Origin of the sequence: uncultured Lactobacillus sp., from assembly GCF_902491705.1 — a bacterium.
Classification (GTDB): domain Bacteria; phylum Bacillota; class Bacilli; order Lactobacillales; family Lactobacillaceae; genus Lactobacillus.
Map to the genome: position 1 here is coordinate 108,657 of NZ_CABUIW010000001.1, position 17,246 is coordinate 125,902.

Annotated in this window: 17 protein-coding genes and 2 pseudogenes; 16 read left to right on the top strand and 3 right to left on the bottom strand. The window is 35.6% G+C overall.

All coding sequences use genetic code 11. The features are described from left to right. The first annotated feature begins 186 nt into the window (after positions 1-186). The 9 genes and pseudogenes from purC to purD all read left to right on the top strand — a co-directional run bounded on the left by purC (position 187) and on the right by purD (position 9,947). Positions 187-903, top strand: coding sequence for a phosphoribosylaminoimidazolesuccinocarboxamide synthase (gene purC, locus RDN22_RS00505; protein ID WP_308554846.1), 717 nt, complete (start codon positions 187-189; stop codon positions 901-903). After that, on the top strand, positions 904-1,158 hold the full coding sequence (gene purS, locus RDN22_RS00510; RefSeq protein ID WP_308554848.1) for a phosphoribosylformylglycinamidine synthase subunit PurS: 255 nt from the start codon (positions 904-906) through the stop codon (positions 1,156-1,158). Continuing rightward, complete coding sequence (purQ, locus tag RDN22_RS00515; RefSeq protein WP_308554850.1) at positions 1,155-1,826, top strand: phosphoribosylformylglycinamidine synthase subunit PurQ; 672 nt, start codon at positions 1,155-1,157, stop codon at positions 1,824-1,826. The genes purS and purQ overlap by 4 nt, the downstream gene beginning before the upstream one ends. After that, complete coding sequence (purL, locus tag RDN22_RS00520; protein WP_308554852.1) at positions 1,823-4,054, top strand: phosphoribosylformylglycinamidine synthase subunit PurL; 2,232 nt, start codon at positions 1,823-1,825, stop codon at positions 4,052-4,054. The genes purQ and purL overlap by 4 nt, the downstream gene beginning before the upstream one ends. After that, positions 4,030-5,487, top strand: a complete 1,458-nt coding sequence (gene purF, locus RDN22_RS00525; protein ID WP_308554854.1) for an amidophosphoribosyltransferase — start codon at positions 4,030-4,032, stop codon at positions 5,485-5,487. The genes purL and purF overlap by 25 nt, the downstream gene beginning before the upstream one ends. Before the next feature lies 1 nt (position 5,488). After that, entirely contained in the window at positions 5,489-6,526 is a 1,038-nt protein-coding gene (purM, locus tag RDN22_RS00530) for a phosphoribosylformylglycinamidine cyclo-ligase (RefSeq protein ID WP_308554856.1), read from the top strand. A gap of 9 nt (positions 6,527-6,535) precedes the next feature. Continuing rightward, positions 6,536-7,105 (top strand): annotated as a pseudogene (gene purN, locus RDN22_RS00535) (phosphoribosylglycinamide formyltransferase); the annotation flags it as partial. Between the two features lie 27 nt (positions 7,106-7,132). Beyond that, positions 7,133-8,674: a bifunctional phosphoribosylaminoimidazolecarboxamide formyltransferase/IMP cyclohydrolase gene (gene purH / locus RDN22_RS00540; RefSeq protein ID WP_308554875.1), complete on the top strand. Its 1,542-nt coding sequence runs from the start codon at positions 7,133-7,135 to the stop codon at positions 8,672-8,674. 13 nt (positions 8,675-8,687) lie between these two features. After that, positions 8,688-9,947, top strand: coding sequence for a phosphoribosylamine--glycine ligase (gene purD, locus RDN22_RS00545; protein WP_308554858.1), 1,260 nt, complete (start codon positions 8,688-8,690; stop codon positions 9,945-9,947). A 103-nt stretch (positions 9,948-10,050) separates the two neighbouring features. Here purD and RDN22_RS00550 read toward each other — a convergent pair. Continuing rightward, positions 10,051-10,708: pseudogene (locus RDN22_RS00550) on the bottom strand (M23 family metallopeptidase). Then, entirely contained in the window at positions 10,708-11,148 is a 441-nt protein-coding gene (locus RDN22_RS00555) for an 8-oxo-dGTP diphosphatase (RefSeq protein WP_308554860.1), read from the bottom strand. Before RDN22_RS00555 ends, RDN22_RS00550 begins: the two are co-directional and overlap by 1 nt. A gap of 92 nt (positions 11,149-11,240) precedes the next feature. Between RDN22_RS00555 and RDN22_RS00560 the strand changes: the two genes are divergently transcribed. From RDN22_RS00560 to RDN22_RS00590, 7 genes are all read left to right on the top strand, one after another. Further along, positions 11,241-11,927, top strand: coding sequence for a class I SAM-dependent methyltransferase (locus tag RDN22_RS00560; protein WP_308554862.1), 687 nt, complete (start codon positions 11,241-11,243; stop codon positions 11,925-11,927). Continuing rightward, positions 11,920-12,717 carry a Nif3-like dinuclear metal center hexameric protein gene (locus tag RDN22_RS00565; RefSeq protein ID WP_308554864.1) on the top strand — a complete coding sequence of 266 codons (798 nt, stop codon included), beginning with the start codon at positions 11,920-11,922 and terminating at the stop codon, positions 12,715-12,717. The genes RDN22_RS00560 and RDN22_RS00565 overlap by 8 nt, the downstream gene beginning before the upstream one ends. 20 nt (positions 12,718-12,737) lie before the next feature. Beyond that, the gene (pepT, locus tag RDN22_RS00570) at positions 12,738-13,979 is read left to right on the top strand and encodes a peptidase T (RefSeq protein WP_308554865.1); all 1,242 of its coding nucleotides are present in this window, start codon (positions 12,738-12,740) and stop codon (positions 13,977-13,979) included. A 290-nt stretch (positions 13,980-14,269) separates the two neighbouring features. Next, positions 14,270-14,644: a GntR family transcriptional regulator gene (locus RDN22_RS00575; protein ID WP_308554867.1), complete on the top strand. Its 375-nt coding sequence runs from the start codon at positions 14,270-14,272 to the stop codon at positions 14,642-14,644. Next, complete coding sequence (locus RDN22_RS00580) at positions 14,637-15,344, top strand: ABC transporter ATP-binding protein (protein WP_308554869.1); 708 nt, start codon at positions 14,637-14,639, stop codon at positions 15,342-15,344. The genes RDN22_RS00575 and RDN22_RS00580 overlap by 8 nt, the downstream gene beginning before the upstream one ends. After that, entirely contained in the window at positions 15,344-16,180 is an 837-nt protein-coding gene (locus RDN22_RS00585) for an ABC transporter permease (RefSeq protein ID WP_308554871.1), read from the top strand. Before RDN22_RS00580 ends, RDN22_RS00585 begins: the two co-directional genes overlap by 1 nt. A 12-nt stretch (positions 16,181-16,192) precedes the next feature. After that, positions 16,193-17,026: an ABC transporter permease gene (locus tag RDN22_RS00590; RefSeq protein WP_308554873.1), complete on the top strand. Its 834-nt coding sequence runs from the start codon at positions 16,193-16,195 to the stop codon at positions 17,024-17,026. A gap of 103 nt (positions 17,027-17,129) precedes the next feature. Here the strand turns inward: RDN22_RS00590 and RDN22_RS00595 are convergent. Then, the coding region (locus tag RDN22_RS00595) for an IS3 family transposase (protein ID WP_308554877.1) at positions 17,130-17,246 on the bottom strand (117 nt) is incomplete at its 5' end.

A 17,246-nucleotide genomic window follows, 5' to 3' on the forward strand; every position in this document is an offset into this window, starting at 1 on the left:
CTTGTGTAGGCCTATTTTTTATATTTGTATAGAACACGAACAATTAAATATATATTACATAAAAATGTACGAATAAAGTGTTGACACTAACTACTGTAATTGGTATTATTACGATAAATCTACGAATGAAGTAGAAATAGCTAATAATTATTGTTCGTGTTTTGTCTAAAAGGGAGAAAATGAGAAATGGCAAAGCTTTTATACACCGGTAAAGTAAAACAAATGTGGTCAACTGAAGATCCTGAAGTTTTGAGAGTTGTTTATACGGATCAAGCTACTGCAGGCAATGGTGAAAAGAAAGATGACTTCCAAGATAAGGCTTATTTGAATAATGAAATTTCAAGTCTTATTTTCCAATATCTTGATAAAAATGGTGTTCCAACTCACTTTATTAAAAAGCTTTCTGATACAGAAGAATTAGTTAAAAAGTGTGAAATGTTTCCACTTGAAGTCGTTACTAGAAACATTGCTGCCGGCCATTTTTCAAGTCGTTATGGCATGGGAGAAGGTATGAAATTTGATACTCCTGTTGAAGAATTATTCTACAAGAGTGATGAATTAGATGACCCAATAATGAATGAATCCGATGCAATAGCTTTGCATATTGCTACTCCAGAAGAACAAGCCAAGATTTGGGAGCTTTCACGTAAAGTCAACAAATTATTAATTGAATTATTCGATGAAGCTGGCATGGACTTAGTTGACTTCAAACTTGAATTTGGTAAAGACAAGGATGGCAATATCATCTTAGCTGATGAGTTCTCACCAGATAATTGCCGCCTTTGGGATAAAAAGACTAAGGCTCACATGGATAAAGATGTTTACCGCCGTGATATTGGTGATTTAACTACTGTTTACAAGCAAGTTTTAGCTAGAGTAGAAGAAGCATTAAAGGAGGACTAAATGACCACTGTTCGCATCTACGTAACCTATAAGCCTTCAGTTTTTGACCCACAAGGTGCCGCAATAACTGATTCTGTTAATTCTTTAGGTCATAAAGAAGTTGAAAAAATCGTCGTTGGGAAATTCTTCGATGTAACTTTAGATGAAGATGACGAAGAAAGAATCGAAGCTGATATTAAAGATATCGCTGAATCTTTACTTGTTAACTTCAATATGGAAACCTACAAATTTGAAATTTTGGAGGATGAAGCATGAGAATTGCTGTCATTGTTTTTCCAGGTTCTAACTGTGATATCGACATGTACGAAGCTTTACACAGTGTTTGCCACACGGATGTCGAATATGTTTCTTATAAAGCTACAAGTTTAGATGGCTTTGATGCAGTAATTTTGCCTGGTGGTTTTTCATACGGCGATTATTTAAGAGCTGGCGCAATTGCTCGTTTTGCTCCAGTTATTCCTTCAGTTAAAAAGATGGCTGAAGAAGGAAAATTAGTTTTAGGTGTCTGCAATGGTTTCCAAATTTTAACTGAAATGGGACTTTTGCCAGGTGCTTTAAAGCAAAACAATAGTCTTCAATTTGTATGTGAAACCGTTGAATTAGAAGTTGAAAATAATAAAACGCCATTTACGACTGATTATCAATTAAAAGAGCATATTCATATTCCAATTGCTCATGGTGAAGGTAGTTATTATGCAGATGAGAAAGTTTTAGACGAATTGGAAACTAATCATCAAGTAGTTTTCCGTTATGTTGGAGAAAATCCTAACGGCAGCTTACGTGATATTGCTGGTATTTGTAATAAGCGTGGCAATGTTTTAGGAATGATGCCTCACCCTGAAAGAGCAGTAGAACAAATCTTAGGTGGAGTAGACGGATTACCACTCTTCAAGTCACTTTTGAAAGCAGGAGAAAAAGCATGAAACAAGTGATGACACCAGAAAAAATTAAAGAAAAAAAGCCCTATCTCGACTGGAGTTTATCTGAACGTGAATACAACTATATTTGTGATCACTTGTTAAAGAGATTGCCAAATTATACTGAAATTGGTCTTTTCTCTGCTATGTGGAGTGAACATTGCTCTTATAAGAAATCTAAGCCAGTTTTAAGACTTTTTCCTACTGAAGGCAAACGTGTTGTTCAAGGACCAGGTGAAGGTGCTGGTGTAGTTGATATCGATGATGGTCAAGCAGTTGTTTTTAAAGCTGAAAGTCACAACCACCCAACTACAGTAGAACCTTATCAAGGTGCAGCTACCGGTGTAGGCGGAATTTTACGTGATGTATTCAGTATGGGTGCTCGTCCTGTAGCAATTCTTGATTCACTTCATTTTGGCGAACTTAAGAATAATCCAACAATGCGCTACAAAATGGAAGAAACTGTTAAAGGCGTAGGCGACTATGGCAACTGCATGGGAATTCCTAATCTTGGCGGTGAAACTACCTTTGATCCTTGTTATAATGGCAACATTTTGTTAAATGCAATGAATGTTGGTTTGATGAATATCAAGGATATGGAACATGGTGATGCAACTGGTGTTGGAAATGCTGTCATGTATGTCGGTGCCAAAACTGGTCGTGACGGTATTCATGGTGCTACTTTTGCCTCAGCTGATTTTTCTAAAGAACATGAGACTCAACGATCAGCTGTTCAAGTAGGAGATCCTTTTATGGAGAAGCTTTTGATGGAAGCTTGTCTTGAAGTGATTTTAAAGCATCGCGATTGGCTAGTGGGTATTCAAGATATGGGTGCAGCTGGAATTGTTTCTTCAAGTGCTGAAATGGCAACTGAAGGTCATTCTGGAATGGATCTTAACCTTAATTTAGTACCTCAACGTGAACCTAATATGTCAGCATATGAGATTATGTTGAGTGAATCTCAAGAAAGAATGCTTCTTTGTGTAAAGAAGGGCCATGAAGAAGACGTAATTAAAGTCTTTAAAGATTATGATCTTGATGCTGTTACTATCGGAAGAATCACAGATGATGGCCAATATGTTTTGCACCATGACGGTCAAGTAGTTTGTGACATTCCAGTTGTTACTTTGACAGATGAGGTATTGGAAGAGCCTAGTGAAGAAAAGAAGCCAGAACGAATTACTAAGGCTGAAAATACAGAAGCTTGGAAGCCAAATGTTGAAAATGCTGGTGCTACTTTAAAGCAATTACTCAATCAACCAACTATTGCTTCAGATAAATTTATTACTCGTCAATATGACTCACAAGTTAGAACCGATACAATTGTTGGACCTGGTTCAGACAGTGGTGTTTTACGAGTTCGTCATACTAAAAAAGCAATTGCTATGTGTACTGACTGTAATGGTCGTTTCGTTTATTTGAATCCTCAAGTTGGCGGCCAAAGAACTGTTCTTGAAAGTGCCTGCAATATTGTAGCTAGTGGTGCTATTCCTTTAGCAATTACTGACTGTTTAAACTATGGTGATCCAAATGATCCAGAAATATTCTGGGAATTACATCATTCATGTCAAGGAATTGCTGATGCATGTAAAGTTTTGGAAACACCAGTCGTTTCAGGAAATGTCTCTCTTTATAACGAAAATGATGGTAAAGCAATTTATCCTTCACCAATGATTGGAATGGTTGGTTTAATTAAAAATTACGATCATGTTATTCCAATGAGAGTACAAAATGCCGGTGATGTAGTTTACCTAATTGGTGAAACTGATGATGATTTTGCTGGCTCAGAATTACAAAAAATGCAAACTGGTAAGATTTTTGGCTTACCACATGCTCCAAATTTGGAGAAAATCCATGAATATTTAGTTAACTTACAAGATGCAATGGCTTCTGGTTATGTATCTAGTGCTCACGATTTAAGTGAAGGCGGCTTAGGGGTATCTTTAGCTGAAACTTTATTTAAGACTAAGCTAGGTTTGAAACTTGAGTTACCTAAAATTGATAAAAACTTATTCTTTAGTGAGACTCCAGGACGCTTTGTAGTGACTGTTCCAGCCGATAAAGTTGCTGAATTTGAAGCAAAAATGGGCGAAGTTGCTACTAAAGTAGGTGAAGTTACTGCTGAACATACTTTGCAAGTGGCTTTACAAGACGGAGAAGTTAATGAAGCTGTCCAAGATTTGGAAAAGATCTGGGAGGAGTGTATCCCTTGTTTAATGAAATCAAAAGCTTAAATGAAGAATGCGGCGTTTTTGGCGTCTTTGGTTCTCCAGATGCTGCACAATTGACTTACTTGGGATTGCATAATTTACAACATCGTGGTCAAGAAGGCGCAGGAATCGTGTCTAGTGATGGTAAGCAACTTTATCAACACCGTGACCGTGGCCTTTTAGCCGAAGCATTTAGAGATCCAGCAGATTTGAAAAAGCTAATTGGGGATGCCGCAATTGGTCATGTTCGTTATTCTACGACCGGTCGTAATTCTATTCAGAACGTTCAACCTTTTCTATTCCATTTTTTAGATGGTGACATTGCTTTAGCTCATAATGGCAATTTAGTTAATGCTCAAACTTTAAGAAATAAACTAGAAAAACAAGGAGCAATTTTTCAATCTAGCTCAGATACCGAGATTTTAATTCATCTTATTCGTAACCATTTGAAAGATGGATTTATTCCGGCTTTAAAAGAAAGTTTAAATGAGGTTCATGGTGGTTTTGCCTTTTTGCTTTTACAAAAAGACCGCATGATTGCCGCTCTTGATCCTAACGGAATTAGACCTTTATGTATTGGTCAACTGCCTAATAAAGCCTATGTGATTGCTAGTGAAACTTGTGCCTTGGATATTGTAGGAGCAAAGTTTGTTCGTGATGTTCAACCGGGTGAATTGATTATTGTAGATCGTGATGGCCTTCATATTGATCACTTTACTACTAAAACTCAACTAGCCATTTGTTCAATGGAATATATTTATTTTGCTAGACCTGATTCAATTATTCACGGTGTAACAGTTCATAATGCTAGAAAGAGAATGGGACGACTTTTAGCTAAACAAGAACCAGCAGATGTTGATATGGTGATTGGTGTACCGAATTCTTCTTTATCTGCAGCAACTGGTTACGCTGAAGAATTAGGCTTGCCTTATGAAATGGGGCTGGTTAAAAATCAGTATGTTGCGCGAACATTTATTGAACCAACACAAGCATTGCGTGAACGCAGCGTTAAATTAAAGCTTTCAGCTGTGCGTGGTGTAGTTGCAGGCAAAAAAATAGCAGTTATTGATGATTCAATTGTGCGTGGAACTACCTCTAAGCAAATTTGTCAAATGCTTAAAGATGCAGGTGCTAAAGAAGTCCATTTGCGAATTGCCAGTCCTCCATTTAGATTTCCATGTTTTTATGGGATTGATATCTCAACACGGGCAGAATTAATGGCCGCTCATTATTCAATCGATGAAATGTGCAAGCTTATTAATGCTGACAGTTTAGGCTTTTTAAGCACTGAAAACTTAATCAAGGCTATTTCAGTAACTGATTGTAATGATGCACCATTCGGTGGTTTAACAGTTGCTTACTTTAATGGCAAATATCCAACGCCTTTAGAGGATTACGAAGCAGGTTATTTAGCTTCATTAAACGAGCAAGAACTGCGTGAAAGAAAGGGAAAATAATATGAATCGTTACAAAGAAGCTGGCGTTGATGTTAATGCTGGCTACGATTTAGTTCATCGAATTAAACCTTTAGTTGCTGCTACTAATCGTCCAGGAGTTATGGGTGGAATTGGTAGCTTTGGAGGCATGTTTGATCTTGAAAATTTAGGTTATAAACATCCAGTTCTTGTTTCCGGAACAGACGGCGTCGGTACTAAATTGATGATCGCACAAAAAATGCACAAAAATGATACGGTTGGAATTGACTGTGTTGCCATGTGTGTCAATGATGTTCTAGCCCAAGGAGCTGAGCCACTCTTTTTCTTAGATTATATTGCATGTGGTCATAATGATCCGGCAAAATTAGCCGAAGTTGTTAAAGGAGTAGCTGAAGGTTGCAAACAAGCTGATTCAGCATTAATCGGTGGTGAAACCGCTGAAATGCCTGACATGTATGAACCACATGAATATGATTTAGCCGGTTTTTCTGTAGGAATCGCAGAGAAAGAAAATCTTCTTTCGAGTAAATTAGCTAAAGCAGGCGATCATTTAATTGCCTTACCATCGACTGGAGTTCATTCAAACGGCTTTAGTTTAATTAGAAAGATTTTGTTTAAAGATCATGATGTAAAGTTAAGCGATAAGCCAGCTGAATTAGAAGGTCAAAGTGTTGGTGAAAGCTTAATTACACCAACTAGAATTTACGTTAAACCAATTTTACCTTTGGTTAAAAAGCAATTGCTTCATGGTATTGCTCATATTACCGGTGGTGGCTTTATCGAAAACTTACCACGAATTTTCGGTGATGATTTACAAGCGGTAGTTGAAAAGGGCAGCTGGCCTGTTTTACCAATCTTCAATTACTTAAAAAACCTTGGTAATTTAAGCGAAGAAGATTGCTGGGGCACTTTTAATATGGGAATCGGCTTAGTTTTAGCTGTTGCACCAGAAAAAGTAGATGAGGTTAAGAGTGCTTTAACTAACGAAGATGAAAAGTTTTATGAAATTGGTCATTTAATTAAAAGACCAAGCGATCAAGCAAAAATTATTATCAAATAGGAGTTAAAAATGAGAGTTGCAATTTTAGCTTCTGGAAATGGAACCAATTTTGAAGCTTTAACTAAACAATTCCAAGCAGGAAATATTCCTGGAGAAGAGGCATTGCTTTTTTGTAATCATCCTAAGGCTCCAGTAATTAAACGAGCTGAAAGATTACGTGTACCTTATGAGACTTTCTCAGTTAAAGAGTGCGGTGGCAAAGAAGCGTATGAAGAACGTCTTTTAAAAGTTTTAAAAGATTACAAAATAGATTTCATTGTTTTATCTGGTTATCTGCGAGTAATTGGTCCAACTATTTTAAACGCATATCCTAATGCAATTATTAATCTGCACCCAGCATTATTACCTAAATATCCTGGTTTGGATTCAATTGGAAGAGCCTTTCGCGATTATCAAAAAGGATTAATTAAAGAAACTGGAGTAACAGTTCATTTTATTGATGCTCACTTGGATCATGGCCCAATTATTGCTCAAGAAGTAGTGCCAATTTTTGCGGATGATACTGAGGATACACTAGAAACAAGAGTGCATGAAACTGAACATAAATTATTTCCAGCAACTTTAAGAAAAGTTTTGGAAGACAGAATGAAAAAAGGAGAAGAAAAAGTGAAACGTGCAATAGTTAGTGTAAGTGATAAAACTGATTTAGTACCTTTTGTAAAGGGCTTAGTTCAAAACGGCTATGAAATTGTTTCAACTGGTGGTACTAAAAAAGTATTAGATGAAGCTGGTGTTAAAACTATTAGTGTTGAAGACGTCACTAACTTCCCTGAAATTTTAGATGGTCGAGTAAAAACTTTGAATCCTTATATTCATGGTGGATTGTTAGCTCGTCGTGACAAGCCAGAACATATGGATACTTTAAAGAAGCTAAAGATTACTCCGATTGATTTAGTTTGCGTAAACCTTTATCCATTTAAAGAAACTATTGAAAAGCCAGATGTTGAATTAGACGATGCTATTGAACAGATTGATATTGGCGGTCCTAGTTTACTTCGAGCAGCTTCTAAGAATTATCGTGATGTGACTGTTGTCACTGATAAGGCTGATTATGATTTAGTTTTAAAAGAAATTAGCGAAAATGGCAACACTAGCTTAGAAACTAGAGCACGTCTTGCTGCTAAAGTCTTTAGAACAACTGCCAGTTATGATGCTTTAATTGCACAATATTTAACTAAGCAAGTTAAGCTTGAAGATCCTGAAAAATTGACTTTAACCTATGATCTGAAGCAAAAAATGCGTTATGGTGAAAACTCTCACCAGAAGGCTTGGCTTTATGAAGATGCTATTCCTAAGAAATTCTCTATCCTTGAAGCAGAACAATTGCACGGTAAAAAATTATCATACAATAACATTAAAGATGCCGATGAAGCTTTACGCTGCATTCGAGAATTTCAAGATGAACCAACTGTTGTAGCTATGAAACACATGAATCCTTGTGGTATTGGTCGCGGCGACACTTTGGAAGAAGCTTGGGACAGAGCTTATAAAGCTGATTCAGTTTCTATTTTCGGTGGTGTTATTGCCTTGAACAGAAAAGTTGATTTGGCAACTGCACAAAAGATGCATAAAATTTTCTTGGAAATTGTTATTGCTCCTGGTTTTGACGAAGATGCTTTGGAAATTCTGGAAAAGAAAAAGAACATTCGTCTACTTCAATTAGACTTTAGTCATGAAAATGAACCAACTAGAAGAGAAGTTGTTTCTGTCATGGGCGGTATTTTAACCCAAGAGCAAGATACCTTAATTGAAGATCCTAAGGATTGGAAAGTTGTTACTGATACTGTGCCAACTGAAAAACAATTGAAGACTATGATGTTCGCATTAAAGGCAGTTAAGCATACAAAATCTAATGCCATTGTTGTTGCTAACGATGAAAGAACTCTAGGTGTAGGTGCGGGTCAACCTAATAGAATTGACTCAGCCAAGATTGCGATTAAACATGCAGAAGCTGATATTGATGAAAATACTGTAATGTCATCAGATGCTTTCTTCCCATTTAATGATTGTGTTGAATATGCTGCTAAGCATGGTATTAAGGCAATTGTTCAACCTGGTGGTTCGATTCGAGACCAAGATTCAATTGATATGGCTAATAAGTATGGTGTAGCAATGGTCTTCACAGGTTATCGTCATTTTAGACATTAGTTAGTGTGAAATCATGAAAGATAAGTTAACTTTATTAGTTGTAGGCTCTGGCGGTCGTGAATTTGCGGTAGCTAAAAAATTGAAGGAAAGTCCTCATGTAGAGACTGTTTATTGTGCACCTGGTAATGTAGGGATGCAAACGATCGGTGTCAAAACTGTGCCTATTGATGAGATGGACTTAGATGGCTTGCTTGAATTTGCACAAAAGAATCATATCGACTGGACTTTTGTAGGTCCAGAGAATGTTCTTTGTGCCGGAATCGTTGATAAATTTAATGCAGCCGGGGAGAAGATCTTCGGTCCTAATCAAAGAGCAGCTCAATTAGAAGGTTCTAAAGATTATGCTTTGCGATTTATGAGCAAGTATAATATTCCAACAGCGCGCTATGAAACTTTTACTAGTCCTGAGACTTGTATTGCTGGGTTAAAAGATTTCTCGTATCCAGTGGTTATTAAAGAAGATGGTTTAGCTGGCGGTAAGGGCGTAACTATTGCCAAGAATAAAGATATTGCCGAAGAAACTATTCAAGAAATGTTTGCTGGAGGACAAAAGGCTATTGTTTTAGAAGAATGCCTTGTAGGTCCTGAATATTCTATGTTCGTAGTAGTTTCTGGTGATAAATTTACTATTTTGCCAATGGCTCAAGACCATAAGCGTGTTGGTGATGGTGATATTGGTCCTAATACAGGTGGCATGGGGTCATATTCACCATTGCCTCAACTGAAAAATGAGGATCGTCAATCAATGATTGATGAAATTGTCAAACCAACGATACATGGCTTGGTTGCTGGAAATTATGATTATCACGGCATTTTGTATATTGGCTTAATGATGACTCAAGATGGACCAAAAGTAATTGAATATAATGTCCGCTTAGGTGATCCAGAAACGCAAGTTGTTTTGCCACGAATGAAGACTGACTTAGCTGAATTGGTTGATGCTGCTGTAAATGATCACGATTTACCAGAAATGGTTGAAAATAATAAGGCTGTTTTAGGCGTAGTAGTTTGTGCCAATGGTTATCCAAATCATCCGGATCGAGATGTCCCAATTGGTGAGTTGCCAGCAAGTGATTCAATTTATATCGATTACGCAAATGTAAAAGGAAATCTAAATAATTTGCTAGGTGACGGTGGACGATTGTTCATGGTAATTGCAGAAGCAGATGAATTAGTTAATGCTCAAGATCGAGTTTATTCATATTTGAGCAAGTTATCTTTGCCTAGTTGTTTTTATCGTCATGACATTGGCAATCGTGCTTTATTGAAATAATTTATACAGAAGTACTAGAAAATGATATTCTAGTACTTTTTTCGTGCAAAAAAATAAACCCAAATCATTTTGATTTGAGTTCTTGAAAAATGTTTATCGTTTTTTATGATCTGCTGGCTTTACCTTTGGCGATATCATCTTCAATGATTTTCATTGGATTGAGCCAAGTGCCATTATCTTTCCAATAATAGCGACATGGCACGCCATGTTTATCGATACGTCTTAGTTACGCCTAAGTGGATATGAGAGCCAGTTAAACGACCAATCTTTTGACCTAATTTGAGCTTTTGGCCTTTCTTTACATAAATATCTGTGATGCTGAGGAAACCTTCTTGGTAAATTTCCACATAACCATCATCAGAAATTACCCAAACATAAAGGCCAAGGCCAGGTGCATATTTGACTTTATGAACTGTCCCAGCGTGAACAGCATAAACAGTAGAGTGACCTACTTCACTAAAGCCAAAGTCATAGCCATCATGAAAGTAGCTCTTGGTAGGGTAGTAACGTCTAATTACATCAGTTTCACCGAATTTTTGCCCTGACTTAAACTTTATCTTCTTTTCGTAAAGTCGCTTAAAAGGATAACCCCATGTAACCTTATGAATTACCTTTTTCTTCTTTTTAGGCTTTTTCTTTTTTACAACATGGGTTTGTGGACGGTTGGCGTTTAAGTTAATGTGCCAAAGCGGTACTGAAGCAAAGGCAATGATTGCAATTAAAGCAATAAAAAGTAATAGTTTACTTTTTGTTTTTCTCATTAAAATAATTCATCTCGTTTTCCATCAAGTATATGCTCACTCAAATTAGGGTCAAAAAACACAGGTAGGTCATGATCAAAATTGTAGGCTAATTTATGTTGCTGCAATTCATCCTTAGTCATCCACGTCAAAGTCCCCTCATTTGACGCTTTAACTGTGCCTATAAATTCGTCAGCAATATAGAAAAAGACTAAGTAGCGTTCATTATTTTTGTCATAAAACTGCTTCACTCCAGCAAGTTTTGGCTTAAAAATGGTTAGTCCTGTTTCTTCTTTAACTTCTCGAATAACTGAATCATTAAAAGATTCATGTGGTTCGACATGACCGCCAGGGAAGGTAAGACCTGGCCAAACAGGGTCATTGCGGTTTAAAACTAAAATTTTACCTTTATTTTTGATCATACACATATTGGTTAAAGTAACTGGTTCAGTTCTTTTCAATGTAATAACCTACTTTCTCTGTACGATTATAACAAAAAACATCTACTAAATATGCTAAAATTTGAATAAACATACTCTTTGTGGAGGACTAAATGAATTTAAGATTGAATACTTTGGCAAAAATGGTGGATCCTGACAGTAAAGTCGCTGATATTGGGACTGACCATGCTTATTTGCCAATTGAATTAGTTAAAACAGGAAAAATAAAATATGCGATTGCAAGTGATGTAGCTAAGGGACCGCTTGAAAATGCTAAAAACGATATTATGGAAGCAGGCTTAAGTGATCAAATTGAAACGCGTCTAGGCAATGGCTTAGAAACGATTACTCATCAAGATCAAGTAGACACTGTAGTAATTGCCGGAATGGGCGGCAAATTAATGGTGGATATTTTAGATGCAGCGTGGAGTAAAGACTTTCAATTTAAGACCTTGGTGCTAGAACCTAATATTGGTGAAGCAGGCGTACGTAATTGGCTCATGATGCACAATTATCAAATTGTAGATGAAAAATTAATTGCGGAAGCAGGTCATACTTACGAATTAATAAAAGCTAGATTAACGGCTGATAAACATGATTTAACTGAAAAAGAAATTTTCTTTGGTCCATTTATTGTGCAAGAGAAGAATCCAGTCTTTTATCAAAAATGGCAAGGTCAATTAAGCTACAACGAAAAGTTGCTCCAGAACTTAAATAAAGCTAGAAATAAAGATGAAGATCGAATTAATGAAGTTGAACACAACATTCAATTAATTAAGGAGGAATTGGGTAATGACTAAGGTTAAAGATATAGTTGAACGATTGAGACAAGATTTCCCAGAAGATATTGCTTCTAAAGGCGATCCTGTTGGGATGCAAATTGGTTCAATGGATGCAGATGTTACAAAGGTGATGACTACTTTGGATGTACGTCCACAAGTAGTTGAAGAAGCAGTAGAAAAGGGCGTTAACTTTATTGTTAGCCACCACCCTGTAATGTTTAGACCAGCTCGCAATTTGGACTTCTCTAATGCCCAAAATGCAATGTATGGCAATATTATCAAGAACGGAATTACTGTTTATTCAATTCATACCAATTCTGATAAGGCACAAGATGGTTCTGCAGATTGGCAAGCAGAAGAATTGGGCTTAAAGGATGTTGAACCATTTTGCTTAGATGATGACGGTATTGCAATGGGACGCAAAGGTAAGTTACCAAAAACTATGTCAGCGTACGATTTTGCCTACTATGTCAAAGAAAAAATGAATATTAAAATGGCTAGATTAATTACTGCAGATAATAAAAAGAAGATTTCAACTGTTAGCTTTATTTGTGGTGATGGTGGTAAATATTGGACTAGAGCTTTAGATGATCATCTTGATGCCTTTATTACAGGAGATGTTTATTATCATGTTGGTCATGACATGATTTCATCTGGTTTAACAGTAGTTGATCCTGGTCATTATACTGAAAAATTGTTTAAATATAAGGTATATGATCGCCTTAAAAAATGGAATGAAGAAAATAACTGGAATGTTGGTGTTGAACTTTCAGAAGTTTCAACTAATCCATTTCAAGATTTGTTTTAAATAGAAAGAGGACAGGATAAATGGAATACCCAAATTTATTACCAAGATTTTTAAAGTATGTAAAAGTAAATTCACGTTCTGATGAACATTCAGATCGTTTCCCTTCAACTGAAAGAGAAGAAAACTTCCAAAAGAACGTAATTATGAAGGATCTTGAAGAATTAGGCTTAAGCGATATTCACTATAATCAAAAAGCTGGTAGCGTAATTGCTGAAATTCCTTCAAACGTTGACTATGATGTACCTGTGATGGGCTTTTTGGCACACAGTGATACAGCTGACTTTAATTCAGAAAATGTTAAGCCACAAATTCATGAAAACTATGATGGTGAAAGCAAGATCCAATTAGGTGATTCAGAATTTTATCTTGATCCAAAGGTTTTCCCACATTTGAAGAACTATAAGGGTCAAACAATTATCACCGCTTCAGGAGACACTTTGCTTGGTGGAGACGACAAATGTGGTGTTTCTGAATTAATGACTTTCGCTGAATACTTGATGAATCATCCAGAAGTAAAGCATGGTAAGATTCGTTTAGCATTTACTCCTGATGAAGAAATTGGTACTGGTGCTGAACACTTTGATGTAAAAGATTTCGGTGCAGATTTTGCCTTTACTGTTGATGGTGAAGCACCTGGTAAGCTTGACTGGGGTACTTTCTCAGCAGCTCAATTTAGCCTTGATATTCAAGGTGTAAATGTGCACCCAGCTGTAGCTAAGGGTCAAATGATTAATGCTGTTCAAGTAGGAATTGATTTCCATAATCAATTGCCAGAACATGATCGTCCTGAGCATACTGATGGTCGCGAAGGATTCTTCCACTTGATGAGCTTTAACGGTACAGTTGATAATGCTCACCTTGATTACATTATTCGTGATTTCGAACGTGACGGCCTTGAAGAGCGTAAGAATTTGGTTAAGTCAATCGTAGACAAGATGAACGCTGAATTTGGTACTGAAAGAATCAAATTAAAGATGTGGGATCAATACTACAACATGGCTGATGAATTAAAGAAGCACATGGATATTGTTGATTTGGCTAGGGATGCATATAAGGCTGAAGGTCTTGAAATTAACGAAGATCCAGTTCGTGGTGGTACAGATGGATCACAATTGACTTATATGGGTCTTCCATGTCCTAATATTTTTGCCGGCGAAGAAAACATGCATGGTCGTTATGAATACACTGTTCTTGAATCCATGTACAAAGCCGTTGACGTCATGATCAAGATGGCTGAATTGAACGCTGAAAGAGCAAAGTAGTGAAACATTTTTAAATTATTATAATAAAAATATATACTTTTTTGTTATGATAATAACGTGAATCTTATGCTTTAGAAAATTAGAATAAGTTATTCACTAATATTATAATTGATAAAAAATAAGCTGATATTATTGTTAAATCAATGATATCAGCTATTTTTTTGCTTTGAATTTTACTTTTACCTTTTTTGTGAAACAGGAAGAAAAATAATACTTGAAAATCAGGTATAAAGTTAGTAGTATTATTAGTGTAATAGATAAATAATACAGTATGAGTAGAAGGTGAGTAAATGGAATTCAAAGATAATATTCCTATTTATCTTCAAATTGAACAATATTTATATCGTCAAATCGCTTTAGGCAAAATGAAGGCCGGAGAAAAAATTCCATCAGTTAGAAAATTAGCCTTGGAATTAACTGTTAATGTCAATACTGTTCAACGTGCTTTGCAGGAAATGAACACACAGGGCATTCTCTATACTAAGCGTGGCGAAGGAAATTTTGTTACTGAAGACACGGAACTGTTGTCTAAGACAAAGCAATTACTCATTAATAATGAGTTAGATGAGTTTGTTCAAAATATGGAAAAATTAGGTGTTAAAAAAGATGAATTAGTTTCAACACTTACAGATTACTTGGAGCATAGTGAGGATCATCATGAGTGATTTATTAACCATTAAAGATTTATCGTACAAGAAAAATCAAAAGACTATTTTAAAGAATGTAGATTTAACTTTGACGTCAGGCAAAATCGTTGCCTTATTAGGTGAAAATGGGGCAGGGAAGACGACACTGATGCGTATTATTGCGGGAGTTGCTAAGAACTATAAGGGACAGATCGATTTAGCTGGTGCAACTAAAGAAGCTGAAAGAAAGGCTAAATTGTCCTTTACTGATGGCTTAACTGGTTTTAGTGATTCAACTAAAATTTTTCAAGTTGTTCGTTTTTACGCTACAATCTTCCAAGATTTTGATGAAAATGAATTTGATGAATTACGTAAATTTATAAAATTAGATCCCGAGATGAAACTTAGTCAATTGTCTCGTGGTATGCGTGAAAAATTAATCATTGCTTTAACCTTTGCCCGTAAAGCAGACTTATATTTGCTTGATGAACCATTTGGTGGCATTGATGCAATGGCCCGCAAGAAGATCATTAATTCAATTATTTTGTGGAAAGACGAAAAATCTACTATTTTGATCTCTGATCACTTTGTAAATGAAATTTCATCATTATTAGATGAAGTAGTTATTGTCAAAGATAATACGATTTTAGAGCATAAGTCAGCAGATGATATTAGACAAAACCACAAGTCAATTGAAGAATACTATGAAAGCTTTTATGCAGATGAGGATGATGAATAATGACTAGCTTTAATACATTGTTCAATAGAATGTTTCAAGAAAAAAGCAAGGCAGTTTATTTAATCTATTTAATTCAAACATTTGCTAGCTTATGTTTTACATTGATGATGTTCTTTTCTACTAGAGGACAAGATCCTCAAATTGTAGTAGGAAAAGCACGAGAAACAGTTAATCCTATAATAGAGTTTTTGTTTATGTTTGCAGCAATGGTGGCTGTTACATCAGTTTTTGCAGGATTTGTTTATTGGATTATTTCATCCGTTAAAAATGAAAGAATAAACCGCAGTCAAACTTGGCGTTTGATTCCAATTAGTGATACTAAATTCTTATTAAGTAATTTTGGTACAGCACTTATTTCATATATTTGGCTGCAAATTATAGAAATTGTAACTGTTGTGGTTGCTTCATTACCTCTGCTTTTTGCAAGTAAAGAAATTAAAGGACTGTTTCAAGGATCTAATCATAATATCAGTGCTCAAGATTGGTGGCAGTTATTAGGCGGTATAGTGTTCGTAATTTTGTTAGGCTATGCTTGGTATGCAGTAGTTAGCTTAATTAATTTAAGTAGTAAAAGTATCATGGATTTTCTTCCAGGTGGTTCAAGCAAAGCGCTCATGTTTTTAGTTAGATTAGTAGTTATCGTCATGGTTGTTTGGCTTTTAGGCTATGCGGGAAGTGTATTGTTCTCAGTTGTTGGTAGATTTACGCCATTTGCACTAGGAAATGGTGATATACAGATGGGATCAACTATTCTTGGATTTCTTGCCTTTGATGTAGTTATAACTTTAATTGATATTTTACTATTGAATAAATTTGTCGAAGCAAAACAAAATTAAAGGAGGGTTAATATGACAAGTACTAAAGCCTTGTTTAAACAAATGTTTTTGCAAAAGCGACGTTATGCTAATTTAGTCTTATTGATCCAAACCTTTGCAGTAATATTTATGTTACTAATGGGGATTATCTTTAATAGAAATAATCCTATTAATACTTTGTCTAGTGGTTTTGCAGGTAATGAAAATATTTGGAGCACAATATTGGGCTTAGGCGCAATTACTACATTTTTTGCGGATATTACTTTCTTAGGCTTAATGTGCTGGCAAAATGAAAAGATTAATTTGAGTCAAACTTGGCAATTGATTCCTACATCCAGTAGCAAAATTTGGTTGGCCAATATTCTTTCTAGTTTAGTAGGATGCTTCTATGTAGGCGTTATTCAAGTCGTAATTGGGTTAATTGTCCTTATTATTGATGGTTATAGTAGTAATATTAATCCATTTGGTGGTAAGTTTACTCTTGATAATAGTGATATTGTGGGTTTTGCTGAAGAAATCTTAGTTTTAGTTGGTCTTTGCTTAATCATTTTTGCTTTTGTAAGTTTTACCAATCTTTTAACTAGAGCCATAACTGATCAATTACCAATAAAGAATGTTGCCGCCATTAAATTAATTGTAATGGCAGTCTTAGTAATTATTGGTATAGTCATTGCGGCTCGCATTAATGATCAAGTGACTATGATGTATTATAATCATGTCCTTACTAAAACTGGTGAATTTGCCAAGGTTTCTATTGATACTATTGGTGTTACTGCACTTGAATATTGGATTGGCTCAATCTTATTAGGAATTATTGATTGTCTTCTTATTCAGAACATTGTTGAACCTAAGATTGTTAATCGCTAGGAGAGGGTGAGTGATTTGGCTGGTTTTGGCAGTATATTTAAACAAATGTGGATACAAAAGAGCAGATACATCTATCTGAAGTGGGACCTAAAAAGTAGACATTTTAAAACATAGGATTAATAGAGGCTTGATTCCGATATTCTTTCGGAGTTAAGCCTTTTAATCTGCTCTTTATCCTTTCTTCGTTATAGTATTTGATATATTCCTCTATAGCTTGAGC